The sequence below is a fragment of the Bradyrhizobium sp. 62B genome (genome assembly GCF_030272265.2).
In the GTDB taxonomy this organism is placed as follows: Bacteria; Pseudomonadota; Alphaproteobacteria; order Rhizobiales; family Xanthobacteraceae; genus Bradyrhizobium.
This window is the reverse complement of sequence record NZ_CP092841.2, coordinates 6,273,789-6,292,304: the sequence shown is the minus strand read 5'-3', so window position 1 is coordinate 6,292,304 and position 18,516 is coordinate 6,273,789. Positions and strand designations below refer to the sequence as shown.

The following is an 18,516-nucleotide window of genomic DNA, read 5'->3' as shown; positions in this document are numbered from 1 at the left end:
CCTCGATGGACGAGCCATGTCGGATTCCAGCTCAGGCATCCCGCGCGATCCGCGCCGCCGCAAGGCGCTGCAGGATATGACGCGTTTCGGCGGCGGCGCAGCCGTCGCCGCGACGATGCTGACGGGATTCGGCGTGTCCTCGCGGGCCAGACCTGCGCAGGCGCTGCGGCCTCCGGGCGCGTTGCCCGAGAAGGATTTCCTGGCGGCCTGCGTCCGTTGCGGCCTTTGCGTTCGCGACTGTCCCTACGACACCCTGAAGCTCGCGGACTGGGCCGACGGTCCCGCATTGGGCACGCCGTTCTTCCAGGCGCGCAACGTCCCCTGCGAGATGTGCGACACCATTCCCTGCGTCAAGGCCTGCCCGACCGGCGCCCTCCAGCATGCGCTGACGGACATCGCCAAGGCCAAGATGGGCGTCGCCGTGATCACGAGCCGCGAGACCTGCCTCAATCTGCAGGGTTTGCGCTGCGACGTCTGCTATCGGGTCTGTCCGGCCATCGACAAGGCGATCACGCTCGAAGTTTCGCACAACGCGCGCACGACCAAGCACGCGATCTTCGAGCCCGTCGTTCACGCCGAATATTGCACCGGTTGCGGCAAGTGCGAGAAGTCCTGCGTGCTGACCGAGTCCGCGATCAAGGTGCTGCCGATCGAGCTCGCCGCGCTGAAGCAGGACGAGCACTACAAGCGCGGCTGGGAAGAGAAGACCAAGGCCGGCGGAGCCCTCGTCGATGCGCCGCTCAAGCTGCCGGTGCGCAGACCCGAGGGAGGCGTGCCATGACGGCGAATGCCAGACCCTATGTCGAAGCGCGCGCGCAGAAAGGGCTTTGGGCCGCCTCGCGGTTTCTCGTGCTGCGCCGGACCAGCCAGCTGGTCTTCCTCGCATTGTTCCTGTCGGGACCGCTTCTCGGCGTCTGGATCGCCAAGGGCACGCTGGCCTCGTCCATGACCCTCGGCACGTTGCCGCTGACCGATCCTTTCGTCTTCCTGCAGTCGCTCGCGGCGCGCCATTGGCCCGAGGGCCTCTCGGTGATCGGCGCGGCCATCGTGCTCGCTGGCTATCTCCTGCTCGGCGGCCGGACCTATTGCTCCTGGGTCTGCCCGATCAATCCGGTGACCGATCTGGCCGGCTGGTTGAGGCGGCGGCTAGGCATCACCTTCACGGCCAAGATCCGCCCGGACCTCAGGCTCTATTTCCTCGGCGCAGTGCTCGCGGCATCAGCGCTGTCAGGGTCGATCGCCTGGGAGCTGATCAACCCGGTGACGGCGCTGCATCGCGCGCTGGTGTTCGGGCTCTGGTTCGGCGCCGGCGGAACGGCGGCGATCTTCGTGTTCGATCTGCTCGTCGCCAAGCACGGCTGGTGCGGTCATCTCTGTCCCGTCGGCGCGTTCTACGGTCAGATCGGCAAGGTCGCGCTGCTGCGCGTTACGGCCGACAACCGTGCGGCCTGCAACGACTGCATGGATTGCTTCGCCGTCTGTCCGGAGCCGCACGTCATCAGCCCCGCGCTCAGGGGCGAGCGCACCGGCGCCACGCCTGTCATTACCGCGGGCGACTGTACGGTCTGCGGCGCCTGTATCGACGTCTGCTCCAAGCAGGTCTTCCATCTCGGTCTGCGCGGCCGCAATGCGGTGCGCCCTGACCCCTCCATGACCGCGCCATCGCCAGCGGCGCGCGTCGTCACTTCCCAGCCGGCCGTCCTTGAAAGGGACCTTCCATGACGTTTGTTCGACTGATTCCGTTGATTGCGGTGGCGGCCGTGACCGTCGCGCTTGCAATTCCGTTCGCGGCGTCGGGCCCGCTTGCGCAAGAAGCCAAGCCGGTCAAGGCGTTGCGCGAGGCCCCGCTGACCGAAATGTCGGCGCCGCCCGACGTGACCAAGCAGTCCGTGCCGGCGAGCGGCTTCGAGCGCGCCTATCGCCAGCAGCCGCCGCTGATCCCTCACAAGGTCGACGGCTACCAGATCACCACGCAGAACAACGCGTGCATGGGCTGCCACGACTGGCCCGGCAATACGCGGGTCAACGCGCCGAAGATCTCGGAAACGCATTACGTCGACCGCCAGGGCGTGCGGCTCGATAAGGTCGCCGGCACGCGCTACTTCTGCCAGCAATGCCACGTGCCGCAGGCCGATGCGAAGCCGCTGGTCGGCAACATCTTCCAGAACGCGACGCAGGCGAAGTGAGGCTGACATGCAGGACTCCAGCACTTCTGCCGCAATAGCCGCCGCACGGCCGGGACGCCTGAAGCGGCTGTGGCGATGGTTCTTCTCGCCGACGGCGCGCTATGCCTGGGGACTGATCGTCGTTGTCGCATTCGCCGCCGGCGTCCTGTTCTGGGGCGGCTTCAACTGGGCGATGGAGATGACGAACAACGAGCAGTTCTGCATCTCCTGTCACGAGATGAAGGAAAACGTCTATCTCGAATATCGCAACACGGTTCACTATTCGAACCGCACCGGCGTTCGCGCGAGCTGTCCGGATTGCCACGTGCCGAAGGAATGGGGACACAAGGTCGTCCGCAAGATCCAGGCCTCCAACGAGGTGCTGCACAAGATCCTCGGCACCATCGGCACGCCGGAGAAGTTCAACGCGCACCGTATCGACCTTGCCAAGAGCGTGTGGCGCGGCATGAAGACGACGGATTCGCGTGAATGCCGCAACTGCCACAAGTTCGACCACATGGAGTATGCGGTGCAGGAGCCGCGCGCCTCCAAGCTGCACCAGACTGCGTTCGCGCAGGGCAAGACCTGCATCGATTGCCATCAGGGCATCGCGCACAAGCTGCCGCCCAAGGCGCAGGAGGGATATCGCGACATGCTCGACCATATCGACGAGGTCGGCCCGGTGCAGCGCATGATCGACTTCCTGCAGGATGCCGACGTCGCCAAGGCAAAGGCGGCGAGGTGATGGACATGCTCCAGCAATCTCGCGATACGGCGGATAGCGCCGCAAGGCCTTCCGCCGCCATCAGCGTTGCCTTGGTCTATGATTCGGGCCCCGCCGTGAACCGGTGGTTCTCAGGTCTCGTCACCGAGCTCCGCCGCTCCGACAAGAGCCTCGCCGGCCTGATCCAGGAGGACGTGCCCCAGCCCGGTCGCACACGCTGCGACATGGTTCTGCACGAGCTCGCCACCGGCCGGTCGATGTCGATCTCCGAGGACCTCGGCGCGGGCGCGACCTCCTGCCGTCTGTCGACGCCGCGCCTGCTCGAGGCGGCGCAACTTGTCGAGGCCCAGCTCGCCGACGCCGAGATCGTCTTTCTCAACAAGTTCGGCAAGGCCGAGGCGGAAGGCGGGGGCTTGCGCGACCTGATCGCCCATTGCATCGAGTCCGGCAAGAGCCTGGTGATCGGCGTTCCCAGCGGCAACCTCAAGGCCTGGACGGATTTCTGCGGCGAGTATTTCAGGACGGTCGAGGTGACGGCAGAGCCGCATCACGACGCGATCGCGGCGCTTGCAGCTCTGCTCGGTCAGCATCCGCTCGGCAGCGAGCATCTGCAAATGGTCTGAGTCTGCGCGCCGGCCCGCGATCCCTGTTCTTCCACGTCGCGGAATGACGTCGTGGTGGACAGGATCGCCTCGCTCAATACAATGCCCGCAACAACAAGACAGTAGCGGGAGAGCGACGCCATGAAGTTCGGCATCTTCTACGAGCTGCAACTGCCGCGGCCCTGGGTGGCCGGCGACGAGCTCGCCCTCTATCAGAACGCGCTCTCGCAGATGGAGCTCGCCGACAAGCTCGGCTACGACCATGCCTGGGTCGTCGAGCATCACTTCCTCGAGGAATATTCGCACTCGCCCTCGCCCGAATCCTTCCTCGCGGCGGCCAGCCAGCGCACGAAAAACATCCGGCTCGGCCACGGCATCCTCCAGCTCACCACCAACCATCCGGCGCGCGTCGCCGAGCGTGTCGCGGTGCTCGATCTGCTTTCGGACGGCCGCTGCGAGTTCGGCATGGGCGAGAGTGCGTCCATCACCGAGCTGACGCCGTTCGGCCGCGACATGGAGACCAAGAAGGAGGTGTTCGAGGAGGCGGTCGCCGCGATCTTCCCGATGTTTAGGGACGCTGGCAGCGAGCATCACGGCAAATATTTCGATATCCCCTTGCGCAACGTCGTGCCGAAACCGGTGCAGAAGCCGCATCCGCCGCTGTGGATGGCGTGCTCGCAGCTGCCGACCATCGAGCGTGCCGGCCGTCACGGCTTTGGCGCGCTCGGCTTCCAGTTCGTCAGCGCCGACGCCGCGCACGCCTGGGTGCACGCCTATTACAACGCCATGACCAAGCGGCTGCACAAGCTCGCCGACTACGAGATCAACCCCAACATGGCGCTGGTCTCGTTCTTCATGTGCGCCAAGACCGACGAGGAAGCGCGGGCGCGCGCGGACGGTGCCACCTTCTTCCAGTTCGCGCTGCGCTTCTACGGCGCTTCGCAGAACCGCCAGCGGCCCGCGCCCTACACCGTCAACATGTGGGACGAGTACAACAAGTGGAAGCGCGACAATCCCGAGGCGCAGGAGGCGGCGCTGCGCGGCGGCCTGATCGGCTCGCCCGAAACCATCCGCAAGAAGCTGAAGCGCTTCCAGTCCTCGCATATCGACCAGGTCATCCTGCTCAACCAGGCCGGCAAGAACAGCCACGAGCACATCTGCGAATCGCTCGAGCTGTTCGGCCGCGAGGTGATGCCGGAGTTCCAGAACGATCCGGCGCAAGCCGAGTGGAAGCAGGGCGTGATGAGCGGCGAGATCGAGCTGGAGGAGATCGATACGGAAGCCTTCACCGACCGCTACGGCAAGCTCGCCATCAACGTCGCCCCGGCGAAGGCGGCAGCGGGGTAGGGGGCTGTGCGCCTCCGATGGGCCCCGGCTCAGCAGCGCACCGCCGAAATGGCGCTGCGCTGCGTCCGGGGCACGGGACCGACAGTGGGGCACGTGTCCCGGACGCGCCGCAGCGCGTAGCGCTGCCGCGCAGAGCCGGGACCGAGAAGTGGCAGGCGCGTCCGACTTTCAGTCAAATCCCATCACTGCTATCCTCGCGCAAGAGAACGTCTGGCGGAGGAAACCAATGCGGCCCGAAGGGATGGCCTCGAATCTGGCGGCCGGCGACGTCACGCCGGCGGTGCTCGCCATCGGTCGCCCCGACTTTCCGAACGTCCTCATCGACACGCTGCGCCGCCACGCCGATGTCGGCCATTGCATGGTGTTCGCGCTGGATCGCGCCGGGGCCGCGTCCTGCCTGCTCGATGCCGGCAACATCCCGATCGGCGGCGACCTCGGCGCGGCCTATGCCGGCCAGTTCCACGAATCCGATCCCAATCGCGATGCGCTGTTCGAAGGCGAGGGCGGCGGGCCGATCATGCTGCCGGCATTCGCGCCGCGGATGTATGGCGCGCGCTACCGGAAAATCTTCTTCCACGATTCCGGCATCGTCGACAAATGCGCCACGGCGATCTGGGCCGGCGACACCTGCTTCTACGTCAACTTCTATCGCATCGCAGCCCAGGGCCGCTTCACCGCCGCGCAGCGCGAACGGCTTCAGGCGATCGCACCGGCGGTCGGCGCAAGCGTTGCGCGCCATTTTCAGCAGAAGGCGACGCCCGAACAGTCTCTCGCCACATTGTTCGCGACCCGTGCGCCGCTCGCTTCTCTCACACCGCGCGAGCAGGAGGTCTGCCGGCGCATCCTCGCGGGTTTCAGCTCCGAGGCGATCTCGCAGGGACTCGGCATCAGCCTGCATTCGACGCTGACCTACCGCAAGCGCGCCTATCAGCGGCTCGGCATCTCCTCGCAGGGCGAGCTGTTTGCGATCGTGCTGCAGCTGCTGACGCGCAGCCTGAACTGAGCCACGTCCTCGACGTCAGCGACGTCTGCTTCCGCCTGTCAAAAAAGTATCAGTTGCACCTTCAAATCGTGGTGGCGTGCGGGGGTACCGGTCGTTACTCTCGCCGGGAGAGGAAGCGCTGAGCAAATTCAGCCGATAGGGAACAGGGGCGGTCATCGCAAACCGCACCGGCCTGAAGGGAGCGGATATGGAACCGGACCTGGAAGTTGTCCAGATACGGCGCGGCGAGTCGTTCAAGGCGTGGTCGCACGGCTACCCATTCCACACGGTCCGCTGGCATTTCCATCCCGAATACGAGCTTCATCAGGTCGTGGCGACCAGCGGTCGCTATTTCGTCGGCGACTTCATTGGCGAGTTCGAGCCGGGCAATCTCGTGCTCACCGGTCCCAATCTGCCGCACAATTGGGTGAGCGATCTGCCGGCGGGGGGCACCATTCCGCTGCGCGGGCGCATCCTCCAATTCAGCGAAGAGTTTATCGGTGACATGATGAAGGTCATGCCCGAACTGTCGGGCCTCGGCACGCTGCTGGAATTCTCCCGCCGCGGCGCGCTCTTCACCCGCTCGACCAGCGACAAGCTCGCTCCGCTGATGGAAGAGATCGTGACGGCGAACGGCGTGCGCCGGATCGAGCTGTTCCTGATGATCCTGGGAACGCTCAGCCGCGCCCGAAATTCGCGCCCGCTTTCCAGCCCGAATTATCTGCCCGACCCGTCCGGATACATGTCTGCGGGCATGAACAAGGCGCTCGCGTTCATCCGGCAGAACCTGACGCAGCCTTTCGGTGAAGCCGAGCTCGCGGCCATCGCCGGTCAGTCGCAGAGCGCGTTTTCGCGCTCCTTCCGCCGGCACACCGGCATGTCACTGGTGCAATACGTCAAGCGCCTGCGCATCAATCTCGCCTGCCAGATCCTGATGAGCGACGAGCAGGCGTCCATCACGGACATCTGCTTCGAGGTCGGCTTCAACAATCTCTCCAATTTCAACCGGCAGTTCTTGGCCGAGAAAGGCATGCCGCCTTCGCGCTTCAGGCGATTGCTCGCGCAAAACAGCGATACGGCGCGCGCTGCCTAGCCGGCGAAAAGCAAAGGAGGACGACCAACGGGAAGAAGAACGTGGGCATGCCGATGGCAGCCCGCGACAGGAATCGCTTGTCCAGGAGTTTCGCGCGGCTTCGCAGCGCCAGCACTTGTCTCCGCCGGCAAGGGAAGCAGCGATTGCTCATCGTTAGGGATCAACCACGCACTCCAGTTCTGGAAAGGAAAGTCCGAATGAAAAGCCTCTCCCCGAAATATACGGGCACACTTGCTTTGGCCCTGTCGCTGCTCGGCACGACGGCCATGCTCTCGCAGGCCGCGGAGTTGAAGGACGCCACCGTCGCCTTCCTGATGCCGGACCAAGCCTCCACCCGTTACGAACAGCACGACTATCCGGGGTTCGCCGCGGAGATGAAGAAGCTCTGCGAGAGCTGCAAGGTGATCTACCAGAACGCCAGCGCGGATGCGGCGCGGCAGCAGCAGCAGTTCAACTCGGTGATCTCGCAGGGCGCCAAGGTGATCGTGCTCGATCCCGTCGACTCCACCGCCGCGGCCTCGCTGGTCAAGATGGCACAATCGCAGGGCATCAAGGTCATTGCCTATGACCGGCCGGTCCCCGACGCCAAGGTCGATTTCTACGTGTCCTTCGACAATCAAGCCATCGGCAAGGCCATCTCCGAATCGCTCGTCAAGCATCTCAAGGCCGCCAATGTCACGGCGAAGGAGGGCGAGGGCGTACTTGAAATCAACGGATCGCCGACCGATGCCGCTGCGGGACTCATCAAGAAGGGTATCCATGAGGGCCTTGATAAGAGCGGCTATCCCATTCTCGCCGAATACGACACGCCGGACTGGGCGCCGCCGAAGGCACAGCAATGGGCGAGCGGCCAGGTCACCCGCTTCGGCAAGAAGATCCTCGGCGTCGTGGCCGCCAATGACGGCACGGGCGGCGGCGCAATTGCCGCTTTCAAGGCCGCAGGCATCGATCCGGTGCCGCCGGTCACGGGCAACGATGCGACGATTGCCGCGCTTCAGCTCGTCATCGCCGGCGATCAGTACAACACGATCTCAAAGCCCAGCGAGATCGTGGCCGCCGCGGCGGCCCAGGCGGCGGTGAAATTCCTCTCCGGCGAGACGCCCAAGGCGGAAACCACGCTTTTCAATGCGCCGTCGAAGCTGTTCGTGCCGGCGGTCGTCACGCAGGAGAACCTGAAGGCGGAGATCATCGACAAGAAGATCCAGACTGCAGACCAGCTCTGCACGGGCCGATATGCCGCGGGTTGCAAGAAGCTCGGCATCACGCAGTAAACTGTGTCCGTCCCGGCCGCTCGGGCGGCCGGGACGGGCGTCGAGAGGGCGGACTGACAAATGACTGCGATCCCGGATGTCGAGCACGTGCAGGGCGAACCGCGTCAGCCGGTCCTGAGTCTTCGCGGAATTTCCAAGCATTTCGGCGCCGTGTCCGCCCTGACCAATGTTGATCTCGACGTGCATGCCGGCGAGGTCGTGGCGCTCGTGGGCGACAATGGTGCAGGAAAATCCACGCTGGTGAAGATCCTTGCCGGCGTGCACCAGCCCACTTCCGGGACGATCGCCTTCGGCGGCGAGCATGTCGTCCTGTCCGATCCCTCCACCGCGCTCGGCCTCGGCATCGCCACCGTTTTCCAGGATCTGGCGCTCTGCGAGAATCTCGACGTGGTCGCGAATATTTTCCTCGGCCGTGAGCTCAATCCGCTGCGGCTCGACGAGGTCTCCATGGAGCTTCGTGCCTGGACCTTGCTCAACGAATTGTCGGCGCGGATCCCGAGCGTGCGCGAGCCCGTCGCGTCACTGTCCGGCGGGCAGCGCCAGACGGTTGCGATAGCGCGTTCACTGCTCACCGAGCCGAAGCTTATCCTGCTGGACGAGCCTACCGCCGCGCTTGGCGTCGCCCAGACCGCCGAGGTGCTCGACCTCGTCGAGCGCGTTCGCGCGCGCGGCCTCGGTGTCATCATGATCAGCCACAACATGGAGGACGTCCGCGCGGTCGCCGACCGGATCGTGGTGCTGCGCCTCGGCCGCAACAACGGCGAATTCGAGCCCGACGTTTCCAACCAGGATCTCGTCACGGCGATTACCGGTGCGGACGAAAACTCGGTCTCGCGCCGCGCCAGCCGGCGCCGCGCCCATCAGTCGCCGGAGCTTGGGCGATGACCGACGACACGCAACGGGTTTCGACGGCGCGGCTGCTCGACCGCAGTGACGAACGGGTCAAGCACGCGGACACGCTTGGAAATACGATCCGCGGCTTCGTCGACCGTGTGCGGTCGGGCGACCTCGGTTCGCTGCCCGTGGTCGTCGGGCTCATCGTCATTTGCACGGCATTCGAGAGTCTCAATCCGGTTTTTCTCGCGCCGAACAATCTGGTCAATTTGCTGTTTGATTGCTCGACGGTGGGCGTGATCTCGCTGGGCATCGTCTGCATCCTGATGGTCGGCGAGATCGATCTCTCGGTCGGCTCGGTGAGCGGGTTTGCATCGGCGCTCGTCGGCGTGCTCTGGGTCGGCCAGGATTGGCCGGTGGCCGTTGCCATCGTCACGGCCCTGATGCTGGGCGCGGCCATCGGCGCGCTCTATGCGTTTCTGTTCAATCGCCTGGGAATGCCGAGCTTCGTGTCGACGCTGGCCGGCCTGCTGGCGTGGCTCGGCCTGCAGCTCTATCTGCTCGGCTCCTCCGGTTCGATCAACCTTCCGTATGGATCGCCGCTGGTCAATTTCGGGCAGATGCTCGTCATGCCGCCGGTCGTGTCCTACGTGCTGGCGGCGCTGGCGAGCCTGATCATGTTCGTGGCCGGCTATCGGACGGCCGCGCGCCGGCGGGCGGCGGGGCTGTCGGCCAGTTCGCTTAGCCGCATGGTGCTGAAGGCGCTGCTGGTCACCATCGTGCTCGAATTCGCCGTTTATTATCTCAATCTCGGGCGCGGCATTCCCTGGATGTTCGGCCTGTTCGTCGGCTTGTGCGTGGTCATGAACTACGCGTTGACGCGGACCAAATGGGGCCGCTCGATGTCTGCCGTCGGCGGCAATCGCGAGGCGGCGCGCCGTGCCGGCATCAACGTTCGGCGCGTCTATCTGTCCGCGTTCGTGCTGTGCTCCACGCTGGCGGCCGCCGGTGGCATTCTCGCCGCGGCGCGGCTGGCATCGTCCAGCCAGCAGGCCGGGACCGGGGACGTGAACCTCAACGCGATCGCCGCTGCGGTCATTGGCGGCACGAGCCTGTTCGGCGGCCGGGGCAGCGCCTATTCCGCACTGCTCGGCGTCATCGTCATCCAGTCCATTGCAAGCGGCCTCACGCTGCTCGATCTCTCCTCGTCGCTACGGTACATGATTACGGGCGCGGTCCTTGCCATTGCGGTCATCGTTGATTCGCTGGCACGGCGCTCGCGTCTCTCTCATGGCCGAGCTTGAATAACTCGAACAAGAAAAGGACAAGCCTTGGCCCAGGAACTTGCAGGAAAAGTTGCCGCAATCACCGGCGCGGCGTCGGGCATCGGTCTGGAATGCGCCAGAACATTGATCGGGGCGGGCGCGCGGGTGGTGCTGATCGATCGGGCGGAGGAGGCGCTGAGCAGCGCCTGCGCCGGGCTGGGCGATCAGGCGATTCCATTGCGTATCGATCTCACCGATCCCGCGAGCGTGGCAGCCATGATGCCGCAGGTGCTGGAGAAGGCAGGCCAGCTGGACATCTTCCATGCCAATGCAGGCGCCTATGTCGGCGGCGAGGTGCTTGGCGGCGATCCCGACGCCTGGGACCGCATGCTCAATCTCAACATCAATGCGCTGTTCAGGTCGATCCATGCGGTACTGCCGCACATGGTCGAACGCAAAAGCGGCGACATCATCGTCACCAGTTCGATCGCAGGTCTCGTCCCCGTCGTCTGGGAGCCGATCTACACCGCCTCCAAGCACGCCGTGCAGGCTTTCGTGCACACGCTGCGCCGGCAGGTCGCCAAACACGGTTTGCGTGTCGGAGCCGTTGCGCCGGGTCCAGTCGTGACCGCGCTGATCAAGGACTGGCCCAAAGCGAAGATCGAGGAGGAAATGGCGGCCGGCGGCTTGATGCAGCCGGTGGAGGTCGCAGAGGCGGTGCTCTTCATGCTGACGCGTCCGAGAAACGTGACCATCCGCGACCTCGTCATTCTCCCGCAGAGCAACGATCTGTAGCGTCTTCATGATCAGACAATCCGATCACCGCCATTTCCTTGGCATCGATGTCGGCACCGGTAGCGCACGGGCCGGCGTATTCGACCGCTCCGGCAGACTGATCGCGAGTGACAGCGCCCCTGTCGCGCTGTGGCGGGAGGCCGGCGACGTCGTCGAGCAGTCGAGCGAAGATATCTGGCGTGCCGTCTGCCGCAGCGTGCGGAGCGCGGTGGCACAGGCCGGCCTCGCGGCGGATGGCATTGCCGGCATCGGCTTTGACGCGACCTGCTCGCTGGTGGTGCTTGGGGAGGGGGGCGCGCCGCTGCCGGTTGGCCCGTCGGGCGATCCTGCCCGCAACGTCATCGTATGGATGGATCACCGCGCCGCCGATCAGGCGCGCCGGATTAACCAGACCGGCGAGAAGGTTCTCGATTATGTGGGCGGCACGATCTCACCCGAGATGGAGATGCCGAAACTGTTGTGGCTCGCCGAGAACATGCCCGAGACATTCTCCCGGGCGTGGCAGTTCATGGACTTGACAGACTTCCTCACCTGGCGCGCGACCGGGAGCTTGTCCCGCTCCATTTGTACCGTGACGTGCAAGTGGACTTATCTCGGTCATGAGAACCGTTGGGACGACAAATTCTTCCACAAGGTCGGCCTCGGCGTGCTCGCCGACGAACAGTTCCGCAGGATCGGCACCGAGATCGTGCCCGGCGGAACAAGGCTGGCGGCGGGCCTGACCGCGGAGGTCGCGACCGATCTCGGTCTCGCGATGGGTACGCCGGTCGCCGCAGGCCTGATCGATGCGCATGCCGGCGGCGTCGGCACGGTGGGCGCGCGCGGTACGGCCGGCACGGTGCTTACGCGCATGGCCTATGTGTTCGGAACCTCCGCCTGCACCATGACGACCACGCCGGACCCGTCCTTCGTGCCCGGCGTTTGGGGGCCCTATTTTTCCGCCATGGTGCCCGGGCTTTGGCTCAATGAAGGCGGGCAGTCGGCCGCCGGCGCCGCCATCGAGCATCTGTTGCAGATGCATCCGCATTCCGCGCAAGCGGCCCAGGCTGCAAGCCGGAAGCAGCAGACGCTTGCCGATTGGCTTGCCTCGGAAACTGAATCCCGCGGCGGTGCCGAAATGATTCCGCAGTTGGTCGGCGAGGTTCATGTCGTCCCCGAGTTTCTCGGCAATCGCGCGCCATTCGCGGATCCCGACGCGCGTGCGCTGATTGCTGGGCTCGATATGCGCTCGGATCTGGAGAGCCTGCTGGCGCTTTATCTGGCCGGGCTGTGCGGTCTCGGTTGCGGGGCGCGGCAGATCGTTCGCGCTCAGCAAGACAAGATTGCGGTCGATACGATCGTGGTCAGCGGCGGCGCCGCGAAAAGCGGTCTCGTGCGGCAAATCCTCGCCGATATGACGGGCCTGACGGTCGCTGCGTCGGCCTCCCCGGAGGCCGTCCTGCTCGGCTCCGCGATGCTTGGATCGGTTGCCTCAGGCGATCATGCCGATCTCGGCGAGGCGATGCAGGCGATGTCGGTTTTGGGAGACGTCCATCGGCCCCAGGCCAGTTTGGCAGGCTGGTCCGATCGGCGCTTTGCCGCCTTTGAGGCTCTGCAAAAGGTCGGTCGGGCAATGAGAAGCGCTTCTTAGCCGCTTTGCCAACTGGCCCCGCTAGCCAGGCCCGGCTTGCGTCTGACCCGGCAATGCCTGCTGGAGAAGAGGGCGCCCGACCCTCTTTCATCATCTCGACACATATGTCATGATAGAAGTACAAATGTATAGACCGCTTGTTTGCCCGGCGAGGGAGGGCTGTCCATGAGTAGGAAAGTCGCATTCATTGCGGCCTTGTTCGGTGCGTTGGCATTGGCTGGTCCGGCGCAGGCGCGGGTCGAGGTCCAGTGGTGGCACGCCATGAGCGGCGTCCTCGGCGACCGGCTCAATGAGCTGGTCGAGAAGTTCAACAAGTCGCAGGACAAGTACACGGTCGTCGCGGTTGCCAAGGGCAACTATGACGAGGTGACCAACGGGGTGATCGCCGCCTATCGCGCCAAGCGGCCGCCGGAGATGGTGCAGATCGCCGAGCGCGGTTACATGACCATGCTGCTGTCAGGGGCCATCGTTCCCGTGCAGGATCTGGTGGAGCAGAAGGGTTACAAGATCGACTTTTCGGACTTCATCAAGCCCGTGGCGAGCTTCTGGAGCTACAAGGGGCGGATGTCGGCGATGCCCTTCAACTCGTCGACGCCGATCTTCTGGTACAACAAGGATCACTTCCAGAAGGCCGGTTTCGACAAGCCGGCCGAGACCTGGCAGGAGCTGGAGAAGCAGCTCTACGCCATCAAGTCCAAGGGGATCAGCGAATGCGGCACGGTGCTGCCCGGCGACTTCTACTGGAGCCTGCTCGAGAACTACAGCGCCATCAACAATCAGCCCTACGGTACGCTGGCGAACGGCTTCGACGGGCTCGGCACCGAGTTCGTGTACAACAAGACGAAGATTGTGTCGCAAGTCGCGCGGCTCAAGAAATGGCTCGATGACGGCGTGATGCAGATCGCGGGCCAAGGCTTCAGTCCCGAGCAATTGTTCACGTCGGGCCGGTGTTCGACCTTCGTCAATTCGACCGCATCGCACGGCAACATCGAGCGCAACGCGACCATCAGCTGGAGCGCCACGTTCCTGCCGCACGAAAGCGACATCAATCCGCCTCTCAACAGCACCATCGGAGGCGGCGCCATCTGGGTCATGAAAGGTCACACGCCGGAGCGCTACGAGGCCGTCGCGGCTTTTCTGGATTTCGTCGCCCAGCCGGAAACCCAGGTCTGGTGGCACGGCGCGACCGGTTATGTTCCGGCGACGAATCGCGCCTATGCGCTCGCGCGGGAGCGGGGTTATTACAAGGATCATCCGACCAGGGAGATCGCGGTGCTGCAGCTCTCGCGGGGCACGCCGAACGAGAACTCGCGCGGCTTCCGCTTCGGCAATTTCGTGCAGACGATGCTGGCCCAGCGCCAGGAGGTCGAGGCTGTGTTCGCCGGCCAGAAGCAGCCGCAGCAGGCCATGGATGACGCAGTCAAGCGGGGCAACGAGATCCTGCGGCAGTTCGAAAAGCTGAATGCCGGAAAGACTCCGGAAACCGAGCGTCCATGACGCTGCGCCTGTCCATCCCGTGGCGTGACGCGCGCGCGCCCGTGCTGCGAAGGCACGGGAGCGGCGGGTCCAAGGCCCTGCCGGCGGCGGCCGCCGGCAGCTCGCGCAGCTCGGGAAAGACGCGGCGGCGCGAGGAGGCCGGACTGAAGCGCGCCAATTTCGGCGATGGTCCGGGCCTGCCGACGCTGCTGTTGCTGCCGCAATTGCTGATCCTGCTGTTCTTCTTCTTCATTCCGTCGCTGCGGGCGCTGATGCAATCCGTCCTGCTCAGCGATCCCTTCGGCAATAACGTCCAGTTCGTCTGGTTCGATAATTTCAAGGCGCTGCTTGCGAGCAGCGACTACCGCCAGTCGATCGCGGTGACGTTCTGGTTCACGGTGGCGCAGAACGTGCTGACATTGGGCAGCGCGCTCGTGCTGGCCTTTGCCACGGACAGGATCGTGCGTGGCCGCTCGGCCTATCGCACGATCATCCTGTTGCCCTATGCCATAGCGCCCGCGATCGCCGGCATCCTTTGGGCCTTCCTGTTCAATCCGGCGGTCGGCCCGCTCGCGCAGGTGCTGCACAGTTTCGGCATCGCATGGGACCCCAACCTCAATCCGACCGATGCGCTGATCCTGGTGACGCTCGCCGCGTCCTGGAAGCACATCTGCTACGACTACATCTTCCTGGTCGTGGGCTTGCTCGCGGTACCGGTGTCGCTGATGGAGGCCGCCGCCGTGGACGGCGCGGGGCCGATCCGCCGCTTCGTCTCGATCGTGCTGCCGATGCTCGGGCCCACCATCTTCTTCCTCACGGTGATGAACTTCATCTATGGCTTCTTCGAAACCTTCGCCATCATCGATGCCGTGACGAAAGGCGGGCCGGCCGGTGCGACTAATATCCTGGTCTACAAGGTCTTCGTCGACGGCTTCGTCAATCTCGATCTCGGCTCTTCGGCAGCACAATCGGTTCTCTTGATGAGCTTTGCGCTGATCTGCACGCTGCTGCAATTCCGCTACTTCGACCGCAAGGTCAATTACGGGGTCTAGCCGCATGGTCGAACGCTCGCCGGTCCTCAACATGGTCTGCCACGCGATCCTGATCGCGGGCGCGCTGATGGTCTGCGTACCCCTGTATTTCGCGTTCGTCGCCGGCTCGCTCACGGTGGCCGAGGTGCAGAAGGTGCCGTTGCCATGGCTGCCGGGAGGCCAGTTCTTCGACAATCTGCAGCTGGCCTGGAGCAAGGGCAATTTCAGCCGCACCTTCGCCAATTCGATCATCGTTGCGCTCGGCATCACGGCCGGCAAGATCGCGGTGTCGTTGCTCTCGGCCTTCGCCATCACCTACTTCCGCTTCCGCTACCGAATGCTCGCATTCTGGCTCATCTTCATGTCGCTGATGCTGCCGATCGAGGTTCGGATCGTGCCGACCTTCGAAGCCGTGGCAAATGCGGCGCTGCCGCTGCAATGGCTCCTGGAGACCCTGCATGTCGCGGAGATCTGGACCTGGATCAGCGGGCATGAGGTCGCGATCGCGCTCGAATGGAACATGGTCAATACCTATCCCGGGCTGATCCTGCCGCTGATCGCCTCGGCCACTGCCACGTTCCTGTTTCGCCAGTTCTTCCTGACCATCCCGGAGGAGCTGTGCGAGGCGGCGCGGCTGGACGGCGCCTCGCCGCTGCACTTCTTCTGGAGCATCCTGCTGCCGCTGTCCGTCCCGAACATGGTGGCGCTCGCCATCATCCTGTTCCTGTTCGGCTGGAATCAGTATCTCTGGCCGCTGCTGTTCACGACCGACAAGGACATGGCAACGGCGGTCATCGCGTTGAAGGGCCTGATCCCGCGCTCCGACAGCGAGCCGGCCTGGAATATTGCCATGAGCGGTGCGCTCCTCACGATGTTGCCGCCGGTACTGGTCGTTCTGCTGTTGCAACGCTGGTTCATCAAGGGTCTTGTCGACAGCAGCAAATAGGAATTGATCATGGTTTTCATCGCCGGGCATCGCGGCGGACGCAATCTTTGGCCGGAGAACAGCCTGACCGGTTTCCGCAATCTGTGCCGGGAAGGGGTCGACGCAGTCGAGTTCGACGTGCATCAGAGCACGGACGGCGGGCTTGTCGTGATCCATGATCCGCTGCTCGATCGCACCACCTTCGAGACGGGACCGGTGGGCGTGCGCAGCCTGCGACAATTGACGGCAACGCGTCTGCGTGATGCCGGCGATGAGTGCATTCCGACCCTGGACGAGGTGCTCGATGTGTACAGCGAAACCACGCTCGAACTGCATATCGAGATCAAGACGGATGCGCTCGGCAATCCCTATTCGGGCCTCGAGGCGCGGCTGATCGACCATATCAAGCGCCGCGGCCTGGAACGGCGCGCGGTCATTACCTGCTTCGTGCCGGGGGTGATCGAGACCATTCGTCGGCTATGGCCGGAAGCGCGGGTCCTGGTTTCGCTCGACCGTCGTTCGGCAGAGATGATGGGCGGGATCGAGCCCGCGCTGGCGCAATTGGCCGCCATTCCCGGCTGCATCGTCGCGGTCGAAAAATCGCTGCTGGGGCTCGCCTTGCCGCTTGCCCTCGAGATGCTCGGCTCCGAGCGTCTCGGTGCATGGGTGACCAACGAGCCCGAGGATATCGCTTACTGGCTCGCCCAGCCGGTGCGGCAGATCACGACCGATCGGCCGGATCTCGCCGTGAGCATTCGTCGCAGGCTCGAAACGATGCCGGCGCGGCCATGATTGCCCGCCGCCGCTTTCTCGTGGGATCGCTGGCGAGCGCCGCCTTGGCTGCGCCCGCCGGCTTTGTGCGGGGAGCGCCGGTCTCGTTCAGCGCAGATCCCTTCACGCTCGGTGTTGCCTCCGGATGTCCGCGTGAGGATCGCGTCATCCTGTGGACCCGCCTTGCGCCGCAGCCGCTCGAGGGCGGCGGCATGCGGGACGCGTCGGTGGACGTCGAATGGCAGATTGCGGAGGACGAGGCCTTCTCGCGTATCGTCTCCCGCGGTGTCGTGCGGGCAACGGCCGAGCTTGCGCATTCCGTGCATGCCGAGGCGACGGGCTTGCTGCCGGATCGCGTCTATTGGTACCGCTTCCGCGCCGGTCCGGCGCTCAGCCCGGTCGGACGCACCCGGACCGCACGCGCCGGGTCGTCGCGGCCTTTCCGCTTTGCCTTCGCATCCTGCCAGCAATACGAGCAGGGCTATTTTGCCGCCTATCGCGACATGGCTGCACGCGATCTCGATCTCGTCGTGCATCTCGGCGACTACATCTACGAGAAGTCCTGGGGATCGCGCCACGTCCGCCAGCACGGCGTCGGAATTCCGACGACGCTCGAGGAATTCCGCAACCGCTACGCGCTCTACAAGAGCGATCCCGACCTGCAGGCGGCGCACGCCGCCTTTCCCTGGCTTTCGGTCTGGGACGATCACGAGGTGATGGACGACTATGCCAATGATCGCTCCTACACCGTGCACGACGCCGGTCAGTTCCTGAAGATCCGCGCGGCCGCCTATCAGGCCTATTACGAGCACATGCCGCTGCCGCTTTCGGCGCGCCCGCGCGGCGCAAACGCGACGATCTACGAGCACTATCGCTTCGGCGAGATGCTCGACGTGCTCCTGCTCGACGACCGGCAATATCGCTCGGCATCTGCCTGTGTCGGAAATGGGCGGCCGACCTGGGTGACGGATTGTGCAGGCCGCACCGACGAGGCGCGGACGATGTTGGGCCGGGACCAGGAGCAATGGCTCGATGCGCGCCTGCGCGACTGTCGCGGCCGCTGGACCATCGTCGCGCAGCAGACCTTGATGGCGCAGGACAAGCGCGAAGCAGACGACGGCGCGCGCTTCTGGATGGACGGCTGGGACGGCTATCCCAATGCACGCCGCCGGCTCCTTGATTCGCTTATGGCGCATCGCCGGCGCAATCCGATCGTGATCGGCGGCGACCGCCACGCCTTCTTTACCGCCGATCTCAAGCGTGATGACGCCCGCCCGGATGGCCCAACCATTGCGACCGAGTTCGTCGGCACGTCGATCAGCTCAGACGGGCCGAGCGAAGCCAGCGTCCGCAAGGCGCTGGCGGAGAACCCGCATCTGCTCTATGCGCGTGGCGACAAGCGCGGCTATGCGACCGTCGAGCTCGACACCCGGCATTGCACCGTGGGATTCGAAGCGCTCGACGACGTCAAGGACGCCGCGAGCGCCGTGCGCCGGCTGACGAGCTTTGTGGTCGAGGATGGTGTGCCGGGCGCGAAGACCGCATGACGACATCCGCATGCTGCAGATTTGACGGCCAACGAAAGATCGCCTCAAATGCTTCGAC

18 protein-coding genes are annotated in these 18,516 nt (G+C 64.7%); all 18 read left to right on the top strand.

The window, feature by feature from the left end:
• Nucleotides 1-16 precede the first annotated feature (16 nt).
• Entirely contained in the window at nt 17-781 is a 765-nt protein-coding gene (napG, locus tag ML401_RS30160; protein WP_211416032.1) for a ferredoxin-type protein NapG, read from the top strand.
• Nucleotides 778-1,722: a quinol dehydrogenase ferredoxin subunit NapH gene (napH, locus tag ML401_RS30155; protein WP_285807895.1), complete on the top strand. Its 945-nt coding sequence runs from the start codon at nt 778-780 to the stop codon at nt 1,720-1,722. The genes napG and napH overlap by 4 nt, the downstream gene beginning before the upstream one ends.
• Nucleotides 1,719-2,186 (top strand): nitrate reductase cytochrome c-type subunit, encoded by a 468-nt coding sequence (locus ML401_RS30150; RefSeq protein ID WP_194404246.1) that lies wholly within the window; start codon nt 1,719-1,721, stop codon nt 2,184-2,186. The genes napH and ML401_RS30150 overlap by 4 nt, the downstream gene beginning before the upstream one ends.
• Nucleotides 2,187-2,193: 7 nt before the next feature.
• Nucleotides 2,194-2,910, top strand: coding sequence for a NapC/NirT family cytochrome c (locus ML401_RS30145; RefSeq protein WP_194404245.1), 717 nt, complete (start codon nt 2,194-2,196; stop codon nt 2,908-2,910).
• A 5-nt stretch (nt 2,911-2,915) separates the two neighbouring features.
• Nucleotides 2,916-3,512, top strand: coding sequence for a DUF2478 domain-containing protein (locus ML401_RS30140; RefSeq protein ID WP_285807894.1), 597 nt, complete (start codon nt 2,916-2,918; stop codon nt 3,510-3,512).
• A gap of 120 nt (nt 3,513-3,632) precedes the next feature.
• Complete coding sequence (locus tag ML401_RS30135; protein WP_285807893.1) at nt 3,633-4,838, top strand: LLM class flavin-dependent oxidoreductase; 1,206 nt, start codon at nt 3,633-3,635, stop codon at nt 4,836-4,838.
• A 226-nt stretch (nt 4,839-5,064) separates the two neighbouring features.
• The gene (locus ML401_RS30130) at nt 5,065-5,841 is read left to right on the top strand and encodes a LuxR C-terminal-related transcriptional regulator (protein WP_212067345.1); all 777 of its coding nucleotides are present in this window, start codon (nt 5,065-5,067) and stop codon (nt 5,839-5,841) included.
• Nucleotides 5,842-6,028: 187 nt separating this feature from the next.
• Nucleotides 6,029-6,913: an AraC family transcriptional regulator gene (locus tag ML401_RS30125; RefSeq protein ID WP_259216529.1), complete on the top strand. Its 885-nt coding sequence runs from the start codon at nt 6,029-6,031 to the stop codon at nt 6,911-6,913.
• Between the two features lie 197 nt (nt 6,914-7,110).
• A complete protein-coding gene (locus tag ML401_RS30120) occupies nt 7,111-8,184 on the top strand; it encodes a sugar ABC transporter substrate-binding protein (RefSeq protein WP_285807892.1) in 1,074 nt (357 codons plus the stop codon).
• A gap of 60 nt (nt 8,185-8,244) precedes the next feature.
• The gene (locus ML401_RS30115) at nt 8,245-9,069 is read left to right on the top strand and encodes an ATP-binding cassette domain-containing protein (RefSeq protein ID WP_194404239.1); all 825 of its coding nucleotides are present in this window, start codon (nt 8,245-8,247) and stop codon (nt 9,067-9,069) included.
• Nucleotides 9,066-10,322 (top strand): sugar ABC transporter permease, encoded by a 1,257-nt coding sequence (locus ML401_RS30110; protein WP_285807891.1) that lies wholly within the window; start codon nt 9,066-9,068, stop codon nt 10,320-10,322. Before ML401_RS30115 ends, ML401_RS30110 begins: the two co-directional genes overlap by 4 nt.
• Nucleotides 10,323-10,349: 27 nt before the next feature.
• On the top strand, nt 10,350-11,078 hold the full coding sequence (locus ML401_RS30105; protein ID WP_285807890.1) for an SDR family oxidoreductase: 729 nt from the start codon (nt 10,350-10,352) through the stop codon (nt 11,076-11,078).
• A 7-nt stretch (nt 11,079-11,085) separates the two neighbouring features.
• Nucleotides 11,086-12,708 carry an FGGY-family carbohydrate kinase gene (locus ML401_RS30100; protein ID WP_285807889.1) on the top strand — a complete coding sequence of 541 codons (1,623 nt, stop codon included), beginning with the start codon at nt 11,086-11,088 and terminating at the stop codon, nt 12,706-12,708.
• A gap of 165 nt (nt 12,709-12,873) precedes the next feature.
• Nucleotides 12,874-14,205 carry an extracellular solute-binding protein gene (locus tag ML401_RS30095; protein ID WP_285807888.1) on the top strand — a complete coding sequence of 444 codons (1,332 nt, stop codon included), beginning with the start codon at nt 12,874-12,876 and terminating at the stop codon, nt 14,203-14,205.
• Nucleotides 14,202-15,236, top strand: coding sequence for an ABC transporter permease subunit (locus tag ML401_RS30090; RefSeq protein WP_285807887.1), 1,035 nt, complete (start codon nt 14,202-14,204; stop codon nt 15,234-15,236). The genes ML401_RS30095 and ML401_RS30090 overlap by 4 nt, the downstream gene beginning before the upstream one ends.
• Before the next feature lie 4 nt (nt 15,237-15,240).
• Nucleotides 15,241-16,161, top strand: a complete 921-nt coding sequence (locus ML401_RS30085) for an ABC transporter permease subunit (protein ID WP_211416045.1) — start codon at nt 15,241-15,243, stop codon at nt 16,159-16,161.
• A gap of 9 nt (nt 16,162-16,170) precedes the next feature.
• A complete protein-coding gene (locus tag ML401_RS30080; protein ID WP_285807886.1) occupies nt 16,171-16,932 on the top strand; it encodes a glycerophosphodiester phosphodiesterase family protein in 762 nt (253 codons plus the stop codon).
• Nucleotides 16,929-18,458 (top strand): alkaline phosphatase, encoded by a 1,530-nt coding sequence (locus ML401_RS30075; RefSeq protein WP_285807885.1) that lies wholly within the window; start codon nt 16,929-16,931, stop codon nt 18,456-18,458. Before ML401_RS30080 ends, ML401_RS30075 begins: the two co-directional genes overlap by 4 nt.
• Nucleotides 18,459-18,516 lie beyond the last annotated feature (58 nt).

Coding starts and splice junctions, on each gene's coding strand:
- ML401_RS30095 (WP_285807888.1), top strand. CDS start 12,874: ATGAGTAGGAAAGTCGCATTCATTGCGGCCTTGTTCGGTGCGTTGGCA.
- napH (WP_285807895.1), top strand. CDS start 778: ATGACGGCGAATGCCAGACCCTATGTCGAAGCGCGCGCGCAGAAAGGG.
- ML401_RS30130 (WP_212067345.1), top strand. CDS start 5,065: ATGCGGCCCGAAGGGATGGCCTCGAATCTGGCGGCCGGCGACGTCACG.
- ML401_RS30080 (WP_285807886.1), top strand. CDS start 16,171: ATGGTTTTCATCGCCGGGCATCGCGGCGGACGCAATCTTTGGCCGGAG.
- ML401_RS30125 (WP_259216529.1), top strand. CDS start 6,029: ATGGAACCGGACCTGGAAGTTGTCCAGATACGGCGCGGCGAGTCGTTC.
- ML401_RS30150 (WP_194404246.1), top strand. CDS start 1,719: ATGACGTTTGTTCGACTGATTCCGTTGATTGCGGTGGCGGCCGTGACC.
- ML401_RS30135 (WP_285807893.1), top strand. CDS start 3,633: ATGAAGTTCGGCATCTTCTACGAGCTGCAACTGCCGCGGCCCTGGGTG.
- ML401_RS30115 (WP_194404239.1), top strand. CDS start 8,245: ATGACTGCGATCCCGGATGTCGAGCACGTGCAGGGCGAACCGCGTCAG.
- ML401_RS30090 (WP_285807887.1), top strand. CDS start 14,202: ATGACGCTGCGCCTGTCCATCCCGTGGCGTGACGCGCGCGCGCCCGTG.
- ML401_RS30140 (WP_285807894.1), top strand. CDS start 2,916: ATGCTCCAGCAATCTCGCGATACGGCGGATAGCGCCGCAAGGCCTTCC.
- ML401_RS30110 (WP_285807891.1), top strand. CDS start 9,066: ATGACCGACGACACGCAACGGGTTTCGACGGCGCGGCTGCTCGACCGC.
- ML401_RS30085 (WP_211416045.1), top strand. CDS start 15,241: ATGGTCGAACGCTCGCCGGTCCTCAACATGGTCTGCCACGCGATCCTG.
- napG (WP_211416032.1), top strand. CDS start 17: ATGTCGGATTCCAGCTCAGGCATCCCGCGCGATCCGCGCCGCCGCAAG.
- ML401_RS30120 (WP_285807892.1), top strand. CDS start 7,111: ATGAAAAGCCTCTCCCCGAAATATACGGGCACACTTGCTTTGGCCCTG.
- ML401_RS30100 (WP_285807889.1), top strand. CDS start 11,086: ATGATCAGACAATCCGATCACCGCCATTTCCTTGGCATCGATGTCGGC.
- ML401_RS30075 (WP_285807885.1), top strand. CDS start 16,929: ATGATTGCCCGCCGCCGCTTTCTCGTGGGATCGCTGGCGAGCGCCGCC.
- ML401_RS30145 (WP_194404245.1), top strand. CDS start 2,194: ATGCAGGACTCCAGCACTTCTGCCGCAATAGCCGCCGCACGGCCGGGA.